The 18,863-nt window shown below is 47.6% G+C and carries 15 protein-coding genes and 2 pseudogenes; 4 read left to right on the forward strand and 13 right to left on the reverse strand.

Translation table 11 applies throughout. From position 1 onward, the window contains the following. Positions 1-2 precede the first annotated feature (2 nt). From HQ49_RS10190 to pdxJ, 3 genes are read right to left on the reverse strand one after another with little or no spacing between them, the layout of a single operon-like run. Positions 3-422 carry an ExbD/TolR family protein gene (locus HQ49_RS10190; protein WP_010956094.1) on the reverse strand — a complete coding sequence of 140 codons (420 nt, stop codon included), beginning with the start codon at positions 420-422 and terminating at the stop codon, positions 3-5. Next, on the reverse strand, positions 419-1,153 hold the full coding sequence (locus HQ49_RS10195) for a MotA/TolQ/ExbB proton channel family protein (protein ID WP_046200628.1): 735 nt from the start codon (positions 1,151-1,153) through the stop codon (positions 419-421). Before HQ49_RS10195 ends, HQ49_RS10190 begins: the two co-directional genes overlap by 4 nt. 38 nt (positions 1,154-1,191) lie before the next feature. Next, entirely contained in the window at positions 1,192-1,908 is a 717-nt protein-coding gene (pdxJ, locus tag HQ49_RS10200) for a pyridoxine 5'-phosphate synthase (protein WP_039419760.1), read from the reverse strand. 77 nt (positions 1,909-1,985) lie between these two features. On the opposite strand from pdxJ, the gene HQ49_RS10205 reads away from it, so the two are divergent. From HQ49_RS10205 to HQ49_RS10215, 3 genes are all read left to right on the forward strand, one after another. Further along, positions 1,986-2,852, forward strand: a complete 867-nt coding sequence (locus HQ49_RS10205; RefSeq protein WP_039419761.1) for an NAD kinase — start codon at positions 1,986-1,988, stop codon at positions 2,850-2,852. Positions 2,853-2,909: 57 nt separating this feature from the next. Next, positions 2,910-3,665, forward strand: a complete 756-nt coding sequence (gene lptB, locus HQ49_RS10210; RefSeq protein WP_010956092.1) for an LPS export ABC transporter ATP-binding protein — start codon at positions 2,910-2,912, stop codon at positions 3,663-3,665. 249 nt (positions 3,666-3,914) lie between these two features. Continuing rightward, complete coding sequence (locus tag HQ49_RS10215; RefSeq protein ID WP_039419762.1) at positions 3,915-4,208, forward strand: RNA recognition motif domain-containing protein; 294 nt, start codon at positions 3,915-3,917, stop codon at positions 4,206-4,208. 605 nt (positions 4,209-4,813) lie between these two features. Here the strand turns inward: HQ49_RS10215 and HQ49_RS10220 are convergent. The 10 genes and pseudogenes from HQ49_RS10220 to HQ49_RS12855 all read right to left on the reverse strand — a co-directional run bounded on the left by HQ49_RS10220 (position 4,814) and on the right by HQ49_RS12855 (position 17,658). Next, positions 4,814-5,656 (reverse strand): T9SS type A sorting domain-containing protein, encoded by an 843-nt coding sequence (locus tag HQ49_RS10220; protein ID WP_039419763.1) that lies wholly within the window; start codon positions 5,654-5,656, stop codon positions 4,814-4,816. A gap of 58 nt (positions 5,657-5,714) precedes the next feature. After that, on the reverse strand, positions 5,715-6,992 hold the full coding sequence (locus HQ49_RS10225) for a T9SS type A sorting domain-containing protein (protein ID WP_152569179.1): 1,278 nt from the start codon (positions 6,990-6,992) through the stop codon (positions 5,715-5,717). A gap of 1,405 nt (positions 6,993-8,397) precedes the next feature. Continuing rightward, positions 8,398-9,240 carry a T9SS-dependent choice-of-anchor J family protein gene (locus tag HQ49_RS10235; protein WP_235290125.1) on the reverse strand — a complete coding sequence of 281 codons (843 nt, stop codon included), beginning with the start codon at positions 9,238-9,240 and terminating at the stop codon, positions 8,398-8,400. A gap of 551 nt (positions 9,241-9,791) precedes the next feature. Beyond that, positions 9,792-10,373 (reverse strand): GTP cyclohydrolase I FolE, encoded by a 582-nt coding sequence (gene folE, locus HQ49_RS10240; protein ID WP_004585175.1) that lies wholly within the window; start codon positions 10,371-10,373, stop codon positions 9,792-9,794. A 3-nt stretch (positions 10,374-10,376) separates the two neighbouring features. Further along, positions 10,377-10,883 (reverse strand): SPOR domain-containing protein, encoded by a 507-nt coding sequence (locus HQ49_RS10245; protein WP_018965052.1) that lies wholly within the window; start codon positions 10,881-10,883, stop codon positions 10,377-10,379. 63 nt (positions 10,884-10,946) lie between these two features. Beyond that, positions 10,947-11,702: a triose-phosphate isomerase gene (tpiA, locus tag HQ49_RS10250; protein WP_039419767.1), complete on the reverse strand. Its 756-nt coding sequence runs from the start codon at positions 11,700-11,702 to the stop codon at positions 10,947-10,949. Between the two features lie 50 nt (positions 11,703-11,752). Next, positions 11,753-13,027, reverse strand: coding sequence for a BT_3928 family protein (locus HQ49_RS10255; protein ID WP_018965054.1), 1,275 nt, complete (start codon positions 13,025-13,027; stop codon positions 11,753-11,755). Continuing rightward, entirely contained in the window at positions 13,024-13,560 is a 537-nt protein-coding gene (locus tag HQ49_RS10260) for a DUF1599 domain-containing protein (RefSeq protein WP_018965055.1), read from the reverse strand. The genes HQ49_RS10255 and HQ49_RS10260 overlap by 4 nt, the downstream gene beginning before the upstream one ends. Positions 13,561-13,568: 8 nt before the next feature. Beyond that, entirely contained in the window at positions 13,569-16,106 is a 2,538-nt protein-coding gene (gene lon, locus HQ49_RS10265) for an endopeptidase La (protein ID WP_039419768.1), read from the reverse strand. A gap of 265 nt (positions 16,107-16,371) precedes the next feature. Then, a pseudogene (locus HQ49_RS12855) lies at positions 16,372-17,658 on the reverse strand (transposase). A 138-nt stretch (positions 17,659-17,796) separates the two neighbouring features. On the opposite strand from HQ49_RS12855, the pseudogene HQ49_RS12860 reads away from it, so the two are divergent. Continuing rightward, positions 17,797-18,653: pseudogene (locus tag HQ49_RS12860) on the forward strand (ISAs1 family transposase); the annotation flags it as partial. Positions 18,654-18,863: the final 210 nt, after the last annotated feature.

The raw sequence follows: 18,863 nt of genomic DNA on the forward strand, positions 1-18,863 counted from the left end.
ACTTACTTTTTACTTTGGGCTTTGGTGGCCAGCACCACCTTCATCTTATTCTCCCCGGCCATACTCAGCACCTTCACGATCTCGCGATACGGGACATTCTCGTCGGCGTATATGGCTACGTACATTTCGGGATTGCGACTCTGCTCCTGAAGCAAGAGGGGAAGTATCTCTTCGAAAGCGACCTCATGCCCTTTGTCCTGACCGAAAGCGGCGAAATAGCGCATATCTTCTGAAATGGTGATTCGTGCCAAAGGAGCTTCGGGGGCAGGTTGTTTGTTGGCAGAGGGAAGAGATACGCGCAACGCATTGGGTACGATGAGCGTACTGGTCACCATGAAGAAGATGAGCAGCAAGAAAATCACGTCGGTCATAGAAGCCATGCTAAAGACCTCCGTGACCTTGGTTTTACGTTTCAGACTCATTTTTTGATGGGTTCGTTAAGGAGATCCATAAACTCAAGAGTCTTGGTTTCCATCTTGTTGACCACCTTATCCACCTGAGCTACGAGATAGTTGTAGGCGAAGAGCGTTACGATACCGACCACAAGGCCGCCTACAGTCGTTACCAAGGCTTCGTAAATACCACCCGACAGGAGCGCTACGTCCACCCCACCGTTGCCGGCATTGGCCATATCGAAGAAAGCACGTACCATACCCGTTACGGTACCCAAGAACCCGATCATCGGTGCTCCGGCTGCAATGGTGGCAATAATGGGCAGTCCTTTTTCCAGCTTACCGATTTCGATGTTTCCGGTATTCTCTACGGCTACCAGTATGTCGTTCATCGGCCGTCCCAGTCGGGTGATCCCCTTGGCTATCATACGGGCAGAAGGGGTAGCCCTGTCCTGACAAAGACGCATGGCCGATTCTATCTTACCCTCGTGGATATAGTCCTTGATCCGATCCATGAACGAATTGTCCTCCCTGCCGGCAGCCCTGATCTCCATCACCTTGCGAACGAATATGTAGATGGCCAAAAGCGAAAGGACTGCCAGTACGACCATGATCCAACCGCCTTTGAGAGCCAGTTCCATAATGGACAGGGTAGCTTCTGCCGGTGCGGCAACGGGAGTATTGACGGTGGCGAGGGAGTCGATAGGAGTCCCTGCCGACTGAACGGGGATTTGCAGAAAAGGAATGCTAGGGATATTCATTGGATTATCAATGTGATTGTTACTGTTTCGATTTTTATTTATAACGCAAGTTGGTCTCGATATTGTCTGATGGTCTCCTCCAGTCCCAAATAGAGAGCATCGGCAATCAGTGCATGGCCGATGGAAACTTCGTCCAAATGGGGCAGTCGCTCGGCAAAGTAACGGAGGTTGTCCAGATTCAAGTCGTGTCCGGCATTGATACCGAGACCGAGCGAATGAGCGTGTGCCGAAGCCTTGACATAGGGCTGTACGGCAGCAGCCATGTCCTTATGATAGGTGGCTGCATACGGCTCGGTGTATAGCTCTATCCGGTCTGTGCCTGTCTTGGCAGCCCACGAGATATTGTCCAAGTCGGTATCGATGAATATGGAAGTCCTGATACCCCAGGTATGGAACTGCTCCACCAGACGACAGAGATGGTCGTAGTTCCGGGCTACATCCCATCCGGCATTGGAGGTCAGGACATCGGGGGCATCGGGTACCATGGTCACCTGCTGGGGACGGATTTCCTCGATCAGCCGGATGAAACGCTCGTCGGGATTGCCCTCTATGTTGAACTCTGTGGTCAGTGCCTTTTTCAGGTCGTACACATCCGACCGACGGATATGGCGTTCGTCGGGACGCGGATGGACGGTAATCCCCTGTGCGCCAAATCGCTCACAGTCGAGAGCCACTTGGAGGACATCGGGGACATTGCCTCCGCGTGCATTGCGGAGGGTAGCTATCTTATTTACATTTACGCTTAGCCTTGTCATTCTGATTATTACTAATTTTGCGAACCATGCAAATGTAACGTTTATTTGCTGATCCCTACGAGAAGAGAAAGAGACTCATGAAGAAAATAGCCATATTCGGCAGCCATCACAAAAGCGAACAGGGAGCTTCCATCAAGGCTTTGATCCTGAAGCTGGAAGAAGCCGGTACACCTCTTTACATAGAGCGCAAATTCCTCTCCTTTCTTGAGCAGGATCTGGACTTCCATCCGGCCATTTGCGGAGTGATAGACACCCTGCCCGAGCATATCGACTACGTGATCTGTATGGGCGGTGACGGTACATTCCTGCGCACGGCACATCAGATCGGCGTTTCGCAGATCCCTGTCTTGGGCGTGAATGCCGGCCGACTGGGCTTCCTCACCGATGTCGATTGCCACGAAGCCTCGGAGCTGATCACACGCCTGCTGGATGGCGACTTCACCATCGAGACCCGTTCCCTGCTGGAAGTGACCGAAGGCAACGGCTCCTCTCCCTCCTACGCCCTGAACGAAGCAGCCATACTGAAACGCGAAACCGGCTCGATGATTCGGGTAAATGCCTACCTCAACGACGACTATCTGGCGGCTTACGATGCCGATGGTCTCGTGGTGGCCACGCCCTCCGGCTCCACGGCCTATTCTCTGAGCGGAAATGGCCCTATCATCATGCCTGCCTGCCGGAACTTCGTCCTTACGCCCATCGCTCCCCACTCGTTGAATATGCGTCCGCTGGTCGTTCCGGACGATACGGCGATCCGCCTCGAAGTAGACTCGCGCAGTCGGAATTACCTCTTGGTGCTGGACGGACGAACCAGAACGCTCCCTTGTGACACATCCATCCTACTCAAACGCGCTCCTCATACGCTGCGAATGATCCGTCTGCGTCCGCACTCCTTCGCCGAGACCCTGAGGCGCAAGCTCATGTGGGGAGCAGCCGTAAGATAAAGACACTGAGGACAGCGGACACGAGCCAACAGACACTTACCATAGACTACTCCCATAATGGAAGAAAATACAACCATGGTGCTGCGCACCGAAGATCTGGTCAAACGCTACCGAAACCGCACGGTCGTGAATCACGTGTCAATAGAGGTTCGGCAAGGAGAGATCGTAGGGCTGCTCGGGCCAAACGGAGCCGGCAAGACGACGACTTTCTACATGACCACGGGGCTGGTCGTCCCCAACGAAGGACGGATATTCCTCAATGATCAGGACATCACCCAATACCCCGTCTACAAACGAGCACGCGCCGGCATCGGCTATCTGGCACAGGAGGCATCCATATTCCGCAAAATGTCCGTGGAGGACAACATCCTCTCCGTCCTCGAAATGGCCGGATTGCCCAAGACCTATCAGCACGAAAAGCTGGAGAGCCTGATAGCCGAATTTCACCTTGAGAAAGTACGCAAGAATCTTGGCGACCGCCTCTCCGGCGGCGAGCGGCGTCGTGCCGAGATAGCCCGCTGTCTGGCCATATCGCCTCGGTTCATCATGCTGGACGAACCCTTTGCCGGTGTCGATCCTATCGCCGTGCAGGACATTCAGGCCATCGTGGCCAAACTCAAGGACAAAAACATCGGCATCCTCATCACCGACCACAACGTCCACGAAACGCTCAGCATCACGGATCGCGCCTATCTCCTCTTCGAGGGCAAAGTGCTGTATCAGGGCACGGCCGAAGAGTTGGCTGCGAACGAAGTGGTGAGGGAAAAGTATCTGGGACGCGACTTCGAACTCCGCCGCAAACGATTCGACTGATTTCGCTGCACCTGCCGTCTGCCGGTACCTTATAGCTGTTTTTTCGTCATTTCAGGCATGCTGTCCGCTTGTCCAATCAGTTTATTTGATTTCCTTTGCGTTCAGTGAAAGCAGTAATGCAGAGTGAATGGTTTAGCAGGAACCGGTAGATTTCTTTATTTCTTTGGTACGGATATGAAGATATGACACACAGATCGTTAACCGAATTCGGCAATTTCTCTTTTACCTTGTTTCATTAAAAAACCAAAGATGAGTATGAACATCTACGTAGGGAATCTGAACTATCGGGTTCGCGAAGAAGACCTTACAGGTCTGTTGCAACAGTATGGCGTCGTAACGAACGCAAGAGTAATCACAGACAGAGAGACCGGCCGCTCTCGCGGATTCGGCTTCGTCGAAATGGAAGACGAGAACGATGCACGCCGTGCCATCGAAGAGCTGTTCGACCAGGAATTTCAAGGTCGCAAGCTGATCGTCAAAGAAGCACTGGAACGTCCCGAACGTGCTCCTCGCCGTACTTTCCGTCACGAAGATCGCTATTGATCCTTCTCCCACTTCCGGCAAGCCGTATCACAACGCCGATACGGCTTTCTCTCTGAGAGGTCTCCCTCTATTATTCTGACGACACGAATTACAAGACAGGCCGCAGGCACACCATCATACGGTGTTCACCTGCGGCCTGTCTTGCATCTGCTTGCACCCTGACGGCCCCTGTCCCAAGCCATCCCAACCGCAACGAAACACACCTCACACCGAACATTCCACCCCCCGAACTTGCCATCCGATACAGAGTAGATAGTATCCTCTATCAATAGACCATAGTATCCTCTCACATGAGACCATAGTATCCTCTCATGTGAGACCATAGTATCCTCTCGTGTGAGACCATAGTATCCTCTCGTGTGAGACCATAGTATCCTCTCATGTGAGACGACCATAGTATCCTCTCGTGTGAGACCATAGTATCCTCTCGTATAAGCTTACCAGATAAGCCGGTAGCACCGCCCTACCATCCATTGAGTACAGGATAAGACAAAAAGGGTGTATCGACAACTCCAATTCCACGAGACTCAAGCTCGAAATCGGGGTTGTGATACACCCTTCTCTTCCTATCGATGGCCCCTCCTCCTTCAGGAGAGAATAACGATTTATTCTTTTGTTATCAGTCGGCTGATTTTCCTATGGCCTTTACACTGCATATCGACGACATAATTGCCTCGTCCCAAATTGGAAACATCGATACTCAACTTAGAACTACCGGAATTGGCGGTCACCACAACCGGCCTGCCATACATATCTATAATACAAATGGCCGTTACATCACTTACATTGTCCAGCATCAGCCTATCCGTTGTCGGATTGGGATAAATCCGAATACCTGCTTGCTCTATCTCTTGCAGGCCTTGGTAGTTCAGGATTCTGATGTCATCCATAGCCATTTGATAAGTACCGTTCTTCACGAAAGCCACCTTGATGTCTTTCCCCTTCCATTGAGCCAAATCGAAAGTGTATTCTTCCACGTAATGAAAAGGAGAGTTGAACTCATTGGCCAATAAATATCCCTGCTCCCAAGCCTCTTTGGAATAGTCGTATATCATGATATAAAACTTATTCACATACGTAGCTTCGGAGTGATACCACAGCCAGTACTTGATCAGGGTAGAACCGCCGTTAGGCACCTCGAACTGCGGAGTCATCAGCCAGTCATGCTTGGGCTGCCACTGAAGCGTACCACCGATCCATGCGGCAGAATCACCTGAATGAACGAAGCCAAAACCGCCCTGCGGGTCCGTCAATGCCCACATTTCCCATGCTTCCAGACCGCTGGAAGGATAAGGCTGGGGCTTTTTCGTGATAGCACTTGAGAATCCCGTAGTCCAGCCCTCATCAAAACCGGGTCCTTCGAAACTTGTAGAAATCAATGCCTCCTGAGAAAATCCGATAAGATGGAAGCAGAAACTCAATATCAAAACAGCGAATATCCTTTTCATAATACTAATATCCAAAATTGTCTATTGATTCGACATTGTAAAATGAGACACTACTATATTAGATCGCAAATTTTCCCGTGAAGACATGATCTTTGCCGATCTCGACACGATACATATACGTACCTTTGGGATAGCGCCCCAAGAGCACCTGCTCCGATGGGGCGACGGTCTGACGGCAGATGAGCTTGCCGTCCATGCTGTACACAGCTATCTGAGCTTCAGCATATTCACCCGACAAGGTCAGAGTGGCTGTATTCTTGTCAAAGAGCACCTGATACTGCATATCGGAAACAAACTCTACAGCAGTATCTGTGGCAACTTTCCGCTTGAAGACACCACCATAATCGACATGGAATCCCGACAAGAAAACCTCATCTCCGATAAAGGCAAAATTGAGAGGTGTGATATAAAAATCCTGGAAACTGTTGGGGAAGTCTTCGTTGAAATCCACCCACGTTTTACCTTCGTCGAGGGTATAGAAAACACCGTTGGTCGTACTACCTACATACAATACATCCCCATTGGAAGCCATAGCTCGGGCATCGTTGGTAAGGATTTCTGCAGGAGCTGCAACCGGTTCCCAATTCTCGCCATCGGATGTCTTTAGGATAAAGAAGAGTCCGTTGGGCGCGCTGTGTCCCACATACAGATTACCCTTGTGAATAGCCGTGCAGGAAGGATAAAGAGTCTCCCTTATAAACACCCACTTAGTAGCGGCTTCGTCATACTTGAATATGCCTCTGACCGTAAAAGCATACAATACTTCCTTATAAGCCTTCATGGCATACACATAGCATGCTTCATCGAGAGCTACAAGAGCCGAAACATCCGTATTCTTCCACGTCTCGCCCATGTCATCCGAATAGGCTATACCGGCACCAAAACCCGAGGCAAAGAGTTTGCCCTTAAAGAACTCCAATCCATAGCAGTCCGTGATCTCCACGCCCGAAGGGAAGACGGTACCGAAATTAGAAAGGCGCCAATTCTGACCGTTATCGTCCGAACGTGCAATAGAGCCTCCGAATCCACCTAAAAAGATAGTCTGCCCCACCTGACAGCTACTCGTATAAGCAACATCCGACAGCGCGGGAATCTCTGTATAGGTATCTCCCTTATCGGTAGATATGCGCACTCCCAGCGGAGGCACATAAGCACCAGCCAACAGATTGCCATTGGGTGTACTACAGACCAGCCAAGGCGTTTTCGACGGATACTGCGTTGGTTTCCACTGCGCATAAGAAGTCAGTTGCAAACCGAAGAGCAATGAACAAAATGCCCCAAGCCTCAAAAGGCTTTGCCATTGAGGGCGAAATTTGACTGTAAAATTTCCAATCATAATGGTTTTATGTTTTTAAAAAAGAGAAAATGATGTGCTTCGTTGATATTTTAATTGAAATACATGCCCAAAAGATCTTCACAAACCATAGATCTCAATTTTAGAGATATTATGGTAGGACAGCAAGTATTATCAATTACATTTTTGACCAGTCAAAGATAAGAATGTTTTCCGATTAAAATCTAACAAAATCTAATAATATAGAGGAAATATCTCGCAAAATGCACGATCCACTCCCATCTAACAAACAAAAACACCAATCACAAACAAATCGAGATGACAATATGACAAAATACAGGGCAGAGGTTTTCTCAACATGGCATTACTGATTCAACGCACATTAATCTTTGAGATTAAACCAATTATAACATTTATAAAAAAGATAAATCCAAATAAAAATAACAACTACAGCCGGAAAATAAAATAAACGCATTTAGCACAACAATTAAAAACACCCACCTAAATGTCCGGCCATAGTCGATCTGAGTATGTAGAGAACTTTATCGGGCATCCACGACAGACAAAAATGAAAGACTACAAACTCATCATTAGGAAACATTTTGATTCTCCGGGTATAAGCATTCTTGTTATATTTGCCACCGACGAGGAGCTGGAAGATAACTCCAAATACACTTTCCAATATCTTATCAGCCAAACACAAATAGATCAACATAAACAGCTAAATGACAACCAGACATGCACAGCACCTATTCGCGCATCCCATCCATATGCTATGAGAGCAGCTACAATAGATATCCTATTCAGACCATCTTACCCGCACCACATTAGAAAAGAGCGTATAGTCAATCATGTATAGGGGCGGGTTAGACCTCCGATAATCCCCCAAAAAGCAAAGGCACCCGCTGAGTTTGCAGTAAAACTCGGTGGGTGCCTTTGCTTTACCTTCCGACGAACGAGCCCCTTCAATGCTCCGATTTATATACAAATCACTTACGATCTATATATTTATCGAAAACGATTTGTATACAAATTTGAAACGTTTTATATATAAATCGTTTTCGATTTATATATAAAACATTACACCAACTCCCCAAAAGTAGATTCTCATCTGCAATCGTTCGTTTTCTTGTCTTTTTTGCTTCAATTTTCCCTCCATATCGGATGCTTATTTAGAATCATTCCAAACTCAGCTTCGTTGTTGAAAACTTTTTTGGCGCGTATTTCTGCTATGACGGAGAGGTTTTCAAGCTCTTTTTGTTGGACTTTTTTCCGGTGCATCCACCTCCTTAGATTTTGCTGCTACCGTTGTATAGGACAAACAAAAAAGTGTATCGCACAACTCCAATTCGACGAGACATAAGCTCGAATTTGGGTTGTACGATACACCCTCTTATTGTCATAGAAGTGCGTTCGGGAAAGACCCCCCCCGAAGCATTCGAAAGGCTTACTCTTTTGTGATCAGTCGGCTGATTTTTCTATGCCCCTTATACTGCATATCCACAACGTAATTGCCTCGTACCAAATGAGAGACATCGATATTCAGCATCGAATTACCCGAATTAGCGGTCGCAATCATCTGCCGGCCATGCATATCGATAATGCGAACAGCTACTACATCCGCAGCATTCTCCAGCATGAGTACATCCGTGACAGGGTTCGGATAGACGCGAATACCCACTTGGTCTATCTCCTGTAGTCCCTGATAGTTCAGGATCCTGACATCGTCCATAGCCAATTGGTAGGTACCGTTTTTCACAAAGGCCACCTTGATGCTTTTTCCTTTCCATTGAGCCAAATCGAAGGTATATTCTTCCACATAGTGGAATGGGGAATTGAACTCGTTGGCCAACAGATAACCCTGCTCCCAAGCCTCTTTGGCATAGTCGTATATCATGATATAGAACCTATTCACATACGTAGCTTCAGAGTGATACCACAGCCAGTATTTGATCAAGGTAGAACCGCCGTTAGGCACCTCAAACTGCGGAGTCATCAGCCAGTCGTGTATAGACGTCTGGTCGAGCGTGGCACCTATCCACGCAGCAGAATCACCGGAGTGCACATAGCCGAACCCACCCTGCGGATCTGTCAGATCCCACTGTTCCCAAGGTTCCAGACCGGTGGTAGGATAAGGCTGGGGGCTTGTCGTGATAGCATCGGAGACTCCCGTCGTCCAACCCGGATCAAACCCCGGCCCCTCAAAGCTTGTAGAAATAAGAGGCTCTTGCGCCCTACCAATGAGATTAAAGCACAAACCTAATACCAAAAGAAATAACAACTTCCTCATAACATTTCGAATTAAATGACACATTTATTGTTTTACAATACTTCTCGACTTATATATCACACCACCCAAAGGTATTATCGCAAATTTAGCATAAAAGAGATAAGAAGTAGCAGGTACAAACACCCAAATGAATCGTAAAACCGATATGGATAGCCACAACGAGAGTTAAAGCCTCTTCGTTTTAAGCATGAGAAGGTCACTATGCTTGCAAAGAATATGCAGCATTCTATCCAAGTCACCTCGGACAGTCCGCTATAGATATTATATATGTGGGGAAGAGGAAGTCAGAGTTAAAAAAGAAAAGGCCTTTTAACCTGTGCGCTTCATTCGCAGAATCAAAAGGCCTTCTTAAAAGCTAATACAATCAAAAGGACAATGGACTGTTTTTGGGATCTTGGCAACCTCAGGCTGGGAGTCTTATCTACAAATCAGTCTTTTTTCATCCCAAGAAATTGTTCCTGACGAGATGCTATCGGAGGTAGTCAATGAAAATCAGGGGGGATATCCCCCCTCCTACCACAAAAGCAGATAACTTCCGACGGGAGATAGTCTTATCTCCTGCGACCGATCAGGTTAAGAAACTCTTCGCGAGTGGTAGACTCCTCAAAAGCTCCTGTAAAGTCGCTGGTAGTGGTCAGAGAGTTCTGCTTCTCCACACCACGCATCTGCATGCACATATGCTGTGCTTCGATAACAACGATAACACCCAGAGGGTTTAGCGTATTCTGGATGCACTCCTTGATCTGGGTGGTCAGACGCTCCTGCACTTGCAAACGACGAGCAAAGACATCGACTACTCGGGGCAATTTGCTCAGTCCCGTTATATACCGATTGGGGATATAGCCCACATGGGCCTTACCAAAGAACGGCAACATGTGGTGCTCGCACATCGAAAAGAAATCGATGTCCTTGACGATGACCATTTGCTGATAATCTTCTTCGAACATGGCTGCACGAAGAATAGCTTCAGGATCCTCGTTATATCCTTTGGTCAAAAACTGCATGGCCTTGGCCACACGTAGCGGAGTTTTGAGTAGCCCCTCGCGCTTAGGGTCTTCGCCGAGCAACGACAGTACTTGGGCGTAATGCTGTTGCAAGCGGCTGCAAGCTTCTTCTTTTTCTATTTCTGTCATTTGTCAGTAACCTTGACGAATCTTATCTCGTACGATGTAAATCTCTCGTGCGTATGAAGGGAATGATTTTTTCAGTAGCTGTTTGGCTTCCTCTGCTTCTTCCCGAGAAGAGAAATCTCCTACAAGAAGACGCCAAAAGGGTGCACGGTAGGTCAGGTAGCAACGCATCTCAGGATGCAACTGTGCGATCTGTGCCGCCCGGTAATTTGCTTCCCGCTTAGAGGTAGCCACATTACCATTATATACCTGTACCCGATAGCCATGCACCAGACGAATATTGCTCTCGCCCTCGATCAGACCGGCTAAACGCCCGGACACCTTGCCCACAGCAGCTTTTACCGATGCAGGCTGGTAGATGATAATGGTGCCTTCGCCTTCGCGTTCTGCACTAAGAGCTTCAAAGATACTGATCGGAGCTTTGCTATGCGCCGATGTAGAAACCTGAGCTTCTGATGACGAATAGCAAATCAACGAAAGCAATAGGAGACTGAAAAAGAAAATCGGTTTCATCTCGTTTGTTTTTCCTTTTGAAATAAAACTCGCCCAAAAGGGTGTCAAAAACAATATGCAATCTTAGAATGCTTCTATGATAGGCAGGAACTTATCCACAGAGAGAGAAGCTCCTCCAATAAGGCCGCCATCTACATCCGGACGGCTAAAGAGCTCTTTGGCATTAGCAGCATTGCAGCTGCCTCCATAGAGAATGGAACAACCGTCAGCGACTTCTTTCCCATACTTGGCAGCGATGCTCTTGCGGATATGTGCATGCATCTCTTGAGCCTGGTCTGACGTAGCTGTCTTGCCCGTACCGATAGCCCATACAGGTTCGTAAGCAAGGATCAATTTGGCAAAGTCCGCCTGATCCAGTGCAAAGAGAGCTTCCTCTATCTGACGGGCTACTACCTCGAAGTGCTTGCCGGCTTCGCGCTCTTCCAGGACTTCACCGACACAGAAAATAGGAGTCAGATCGTTAGTCAAAGCCAACTTTACTTTCTCCATCAGGATTGCAGACGTTTCGTGGTAGTATGCACGGCGCTCGCTATGTCCTATGATCACATACCGAGCACCGGTACTGGCTACCATGGCCGCAGATACTTCTCCCGTATATGCACCCGATTCTTTATCGGCACAGTTCTCTGCTGCAACTGCGATACGTGTGATATCAATAGCTGCTGCAATACTTGCCAAATGAATAAACGGGGTTCCGATAATCACGTCACAGTTGATCGTACGCCCTTTCAAAGCGGCGTCCAACTCCTTCGCCAATGCAACTCCCTCCTGAAGGGTTTTGTTCATTTTCCAATTGCCTGCTACGATGTTTTTTCTCATACTGATAATGGTTTTACAGGATTAGTATATGTCAAAATTTCAATACTTTGCTATTTTATTTCTGCTCGGCCTTGCTGTTTTTCTGTTTCATTGCGGCGTGGTCCGATATTGAGAACGATCTTCCGGACAATTCCGAACAAAAGGAGGGCAACCCACAACACTAAAACGGATAAACGGCCCCAATAGGAAGGTTGATAAAGTTCCTCTCCTATATATCGATCGAAAAAAGCTTGGGCTTGTCCCACACCGGGGAAATTTGCATCGCTAATCTTACCCTTGATAATGCCATCCTGCAGGATAACCAAAGAGGGATTGCCCCGTGTAATGGTCTTAACGGTAACGGCATCAAGGAAAAGCATCGGGTAATCGGCTCCGGTATTGTATCGCCACGTAGAAATATCGTCCGAACCAGAAGCCGACACCCCATAGAAATCCCAACCATGTGCACGAGCATAATCATACATCTCGGCGATATTGTCCATTTTGTCGTCACTTGCTTTCTCCCAGTTAGGCGATAGAAGCAAGAGGGTTATGCCCTTTTTATTGACGATCTCGGAGGTCACGTCTTCGCCCCCACGAAGCAAAAGGAAATCGGTGACGGGAGGAGTATAACCCTTTTTTATCAGCTTCTCATGCCTATCTACGTATGTCCAACTATCGTCAGGCAAATGATTCATATCGAAATCCTGTCGCTTGCCATTCTTTTCGTAGACAAAGACGTATTCATATTCATCCTCCGGAGCACCGGCCGGTACTTGTGTAAGCTCACGTAGTGATTTGCCGACCTTGAAAGGTCTGAAATCTACCATTGGCAGATGGATCTGATTGGCGATGGTAAAGATTACGATACCAGCAACCGCCAAAATGGCTGGAAGCCAACGACCGTTGGCCGAATACAACGTTTGTATCCGGCGGGGTTTCTTGAGCAAAAAGGCGGCTGCTACAAAGAGAACCACATTTTTCAAAAAAGTGTGCCAATTAGTCAATAGGAATGCCTCTCCGAAGCATCCGCAATCAGCCACCGGATTGAATATGGCCAGATAGAGTGTAAGCGGAGTCATGACGGCCATGAAGATAAAAATGAATCGTGCCGCCATACGCCTGTATATACCCATCAAGAGAAATGCACCCAGAATGAACTCGCTACAGCAGAGCAAAATACTGAGGGTAAGGGATAAGCCTTCGGATTTAGGCCAACTGAAAACAGTAAAGTACTCACCGATTTTAATCGCCCCACCCTGCGGATCGATAGCCTTCAATAAGCCTGAAACGATGAAGGTCAGACCTAATATGATTCGAGAAAGTTCAGCGAGGAAACGTTTCATCCGTTCAACTGTATCAATGCAAAGATGGCATAGTTGATCATATCCATGTAGTTGGCATCCACGCCCTCGGATATATATGTCTCACCGCCAAGATCTTCGATCTCTTTAGTACGGAATACCTTAGTCAGAATCAAATCGGCGAATGAAGACACACGCATCTGCCTCCACGCCTCTCCGTAGTCATGATTCTTGTCGAGCATCAGCGACATGGCCCCACGAATCTTGAGGTCGTACAGACGTAGAGCTTCCTCTGTCTCCATCTTAGGTGTGTCAGCTACTCCCAACTCCAATTGGATGAGGGCTATTACACCATAATTGACGACACCGATAAACTCAGGCTCCACTCCTTCATCCACCTTACTCAAACCTTTCATCTGAATATTTCGAATGCGGTTGGCCTTGATATAAAGCTGATCGGTCAGAGATGACGGACGCATCACCCGCCACGAAGCTCCATAGTCGTGCAGTTTTTTCTGAAAAACCTCACGACAAATACCGATCACATGCTCGAACTGCTCTGCTGTATTTGGCATGACTATAGTTATTTCTTTGTTTGTTTCTCCTCCGTTTTTTCCACTTGTTCGACTTTTTCCTCTTCGGCTTTCTTGCCAAAGGAATATATATCGGTAGTATCGACAACTTTTTCTTCGAGCAAAGCTTCTTTCAGTACCTCGTTGATATTGGACACATAGTGGAACGTCAGACCCTTCAGATAGATATCGTTTATCTCCTCAATGTCTTTGCGATTCTCTTCGCACAGGATTATCTCTGTGATCCCCGAACGCTTGGCGGCCAATATCTTTTCCTTGATTCCACCTACAGGAAGCACCTTTCCTCTCAGAGTGATTTCTCCTGTCATGGCAATACCGGCTCGCACTTTTCGACGGGTAAGAGCCGACACCAGCGAAGTCACCATCGTAATACCCGCACTCGGTCCGTCTTTCGGGATAGCACCTTCGGGAACGTGTACGTGTACCTGCCAATTATTGAAAATCTCCTGAGAGATGCCCAACTCATCGCTATGGGCACGAATATAATCCAAGGCTATTACGGCCGACTCTTTCATCACATCGCCCAGATTACCCGTAAGTGTGAGCTTCGGTTCGCGTCCACGGTGCAGACTCGTCTCGATGAACAGAATCTCTCCCCCCACCGAAGTCCAAGCCAATCCGATCACAACGCCTGCATCGCCATTGCCTTGATAGCGATCGCGCGTATAGCGGGGCGCTCCCAAGAAAGTAACCAAGTCGGACGGTTCCACCTTGGTAGTATGTACCACATTCATGGCGGCCTCCTTTGTTATCTTACGGATCACAGCTGCGATCTGCTTCTCCAACGTACGCACTCCACTCTCTCTGGTGTAGTCGTCGATCAGCTTTTCTATGGTTTTTTTGGAGAACTTGATGTCGTTCTTTCTGAATCCATGCTCCACAAGTTGCTTTGGAATCAGATGGCGGGCAGCGATCTCCACTTTTTCTTCTATGATATAACCGCTCACATCGATCAGCTCCATTCTGTCCAAAAGAGGACGAGAGATACTGCTCAAACTGTTGGCCGTAGCGATAAAAAGGACATGACTGAGGTCGAAGTCTATATCCAGATAATTGTCATGAAAAGCATTGTTCTGCTCCGGATCAAGGACTTCGAGCAAAGCTGAAGAAGGATCGCCCTTGTAGTCGCTGTCGATCTTGTCTATTTCGTCGAGGACAAAGACGGGATTAGATGTACCTGCTCGCTGCAAACTCTGAATGATCCGTCCGCACATAGCACCGATGTAGGTACGTCGGTGTCCACGAATCTCAGCTTCGTCATGCAAGCCCCCTAAAGAAATGCGTACATATTTACGACCCAAGCTCTCGGCAATGCTCTTGCCAAGAGAGGTCTTACCCACTCCCGGAGGGCCGTACAGACAGATGATGGGCGACTTCATATCGCCTTTCATCTTGAGGACAGCCAGATGCTCTATGATTCTCTCTTTTACTTTCTCAAGACCGAAATGATCTCTATCCAAAACGGATTGGGCACGCTTCAGGTTGAAATTATCTTTACTGAATACGCCCCATGGCAGACTGATGATGGTCTGTACATACTGCATCTGTACGGAGTAGTCGGGCGATTGAGGATGTAGCCGTTCCAGCTTGCGGAGTTCTTTCTCGAAAGTCTCTGCCACCTCGCTGCTCCACTTCATCGTAGCAGCTTTGGTACGCAGCTCCTGCACCTCGATGTCGTTTATATTGCCTCCCAGTTCCTCCTGAATCGTCTTGATTTGCTGCTGCAGGAAGTACTCTTTCTGCTGCTTGTCCATCTCCTCGCGCGTCTTCATCTGAATAGAAGCTTTCAGTTCCATTACCTGAAGCTCCTTGTGCAAGAGGTAGAGAAGACGATAGCCACGATCCTTCATCTTGCTGATTTCCAGCAATTCTTGCTTGACGGCTATGCTCGTGGATATATTGGCCGATGCAAAGTTGATCTGATACATCGGATTCTTGTTCCGTCTCATCGAGAGAATAAGCTCACGAGGGGGTCTCTCGACCATCAGCTCCATCATCTTCAGACTCATATCCTGTATGGTGGAGACGAGTGCTTCGAACTCGTGATCTTTGTTCTTCCCGGGGAGAATGTCTGGGAGCAGCTTCACGCGACCCTTCATAAAAGGTTCCGTAGCCGTTATCTCCTGCAGTGCAAATCGCTGGCGGCCTTGTACGATAGCCGTGGTAGTACCATCGGGCATCTCCAGCACCCTGATGATTTCAGCCACGACCCCGACATCATACAAATCGGCACGATCCGGTTCCTCCACATCCATATCGCGCTGTGAAACGGCACCGAAATAGACACCCTTCTTCTCCACGTAGCGGATCAGCTTGAGCGATTTTTCTCGTCCGACCATGATAGGCATGGCCACACCGGGGAAGAGAATCATATTGCGGAGAGCCAAAATCGGCATCTCCTCCTGCATATGATCTTCTTTCACCTTGAAATCCTCATCTTCTTCACAAACGGAAAGCACCGGAAAGAATACGGGGAAACCATCATCCTCATCGTCATCTCCCAGGCGTATATATTTTCTATCAATCATCTTTTGTCTTCGTTTATACGGCTCAAAATACTGAGTTACAAATATACGAAATCCCGTTGGGCTTCCGAAAAAACGAGCCAAAGCGTCAGGGTTGACGCATTAAAAAAACAGCTTTCTGAGTCCATTGCACAATGCAAGGATTATATGACTATGTTCTTTCAAGTCTTTTTTTGCCTATTGAGGCAGTGTTTCTCAGCGGTGGTATTCTTCTTCCCCCTTACCCCGACCTTGTGGGTTATTTCCCACAGGGTCGGGGATTTTTTGCCTATCTGGCTGCTTGAAGCACAAGCAGCCCCGGCATACGCTTGAGATTGTAGGCCATAGCTTCAAGGATATTCTGTGTATGTGTCTTGGCTAACCCTCGGTAGCGACATCGTCCGCCCAAGAACCACCGACGAATACTACCGAAGGTGCGTTCTATGAAGCACCTTGTCTTACTTATCATACGATTGAATAACTGCTGACTCTCGCTAAGGACTTGCCTCCGACTAGCCTTGAGCAGATGCCATCAACCAAGCCCCGACGAGCCAAGCACTCCGAATTCTTTTTGCTACAGTAGCCCTTGTCTGCTAATACACTTACCCCTAATGACAACTCTGACTTCTCTACCGATTCGGGCAAANGAGCCAAGCACTCCGAATTCTTTTTGCTACAGTAGCCCTTGTCTGCTAATACACTTACCCCTAATGACAACTCTGACTTCTCTACCGATTCGGGCAAAACAAGCGTGTCTGCACAATTAGCCGGGGTCCTGATGAGCGCCTCTACCAAACCTTGCGCATCCGTAAGGACATGTTTCTTATACCCATATCGACAATGCTTACCTTTGCGTACCCAACGAGCCTCTGAGTCAACGCCCGGCTTACCTCTTTTGAGCTCATAGTGATAAGCCGCCTCTTGATCCAACGCATCCTGTGAACGAGCATCAGCTCTATCTTCTGCCACTTCTATGACCACCCGACCATCAGGCGAATAAGGGCTGTCTACAATGCTGGCATCAACGATGGCTCCTTGGTCAATACGGCTAATGCCATGTTTCTTGAACTGCTTATTCAGCTCACCAAGGAGCTTATCCATAATCCCCAGATGGGTTAGTTCCGTGCGAAAGCGACTGATGGTGCTATGATCAGGAGAGGGGAAGCCAAGGTCTAAGCCAAGGAATTCACTGAAAAGCAGAGAGTCATTGATACGNTAGTTCCGTGCGAAAGCGACTGATGGTGCTATGATCAGGAGAGGGGAAGCCAAGGTCTAAGCCAAGGAATTCACTGAAAAGCAGAGAGTCATTGATACGTTCCTCAACCTCATAATCGCTCAAACCATACCAAGTCTCTAGCAAAAGAATCTTGAACATCAGCAAGGCATCGTAGGCAGGGTTACCTATGGCATTCTCCGTCTTGGTGTACTTCTTGTTCAGCAGGGTGCGGATACCTCGCCAATCAACACAAGCATTGATTTGGCGGAGAAAGGAGTGCTTCATACGGTCGCGACGAACCTGAGTATATACTTGTAGAAAGCCGGGAGCCGGTTCGGTTGGTTTAGTTGCCATGTTGATACAGTTAATTATGTGTAAATATGCTATTTATCAGTGATATATGCAATAATCCTAGTCCCTAAAAGACGCAAAGTGCCGTGCAATGGTCTCTTTCTAAGTGTTTTTATAGTCGTTAAAACTCCGTTAGTTCCGTTAGTTATGTATCATTCTCTATTTGAAAGCCTTTGCATGGTTCCGGACCCACGGATAGAGCGTAAAAAAGTTTATCCTCTTGACTTTTTACTCCTGATTGTTTTCCTCTCTACACTCTCAGGGGCAATACCTCTTGGTATGAGATTGAAGATTATGCTGAGGAATACGAAGAAGAATTGAAAAGTCTATACGAAATGCTTACCGGCCATCAGCTTACGCATACCATGCCTTCTCATGATACTCTCAACAGGAGCATCAGTCTGTTGGATGTAGAAGCCTTTAAGGGGGCTTATAAGCGATGGATTGAAGGCTTTATCTCGGCCACTTCGGGTAAACATATTTGCATTGATGGCAAGACGATGCGGGGAGTGAAGAAACTCTCTTTTGATACACAATCCCATGTCGTCTCTGNGGTAAACATATTTGCATTGATGGCAAGACGATGCGGGGAGTGAAGAAACTCTCTTTTGATACACAATCCCATGTCGTCTCTGCCTTTTCACCACAAGACATGTGCAGTCTTGCCCAACTCTATATCGACCGAAAAACAAGCGAAATACCGGCTATACATCAACTTCTTCATTTGCCGGACTTGAACGGGGCTGTCGTCTCCATTGATGCCATAGGCACACAAACAGCCATTACCGAACAAATCATCGATAAGGGCGGAGACTATGTATTGTGTGTTAAAGCGAATCAAAGTTTGAGCTTGCAAGAGATAGAAGGCTATTTCTGCCCTCTGNGACGAGCAGACGGAACTATCTCACGGACGCATAGAAACACGTCGCTATGAAAGTATTCTCAATCCCTTGGAGATAGAAGCCAACGAGGTATTAACTCGCTGGAAAGGCTTGAGGTCGATACCAATGTTGTCCTAAACGTTTTGGAGGATATAAGAAAAAGGAAGCAGAGCTAAGGAACAAAATGTTACCTTAGTAAAGAGAGCCCAACTCCTCCACTTCCTTTATGACAAATATAACACTCTTTGCGCAAGCCATCGGTAAACTACCGAAAGAAAAGATTAGAAAGATTATTCGGGAGTCAGGTACAGACAAACATTGCAAGGGTTACGA

This window comes from Porphyromonas gulae (assembly GCF_000765945.1).
GTDB lineage: Bacteria > Bacteroidota > Bacteroidia > Bacteroidales > Porphyromonadaceae > Porphyromonas > Porphyromonas gulae.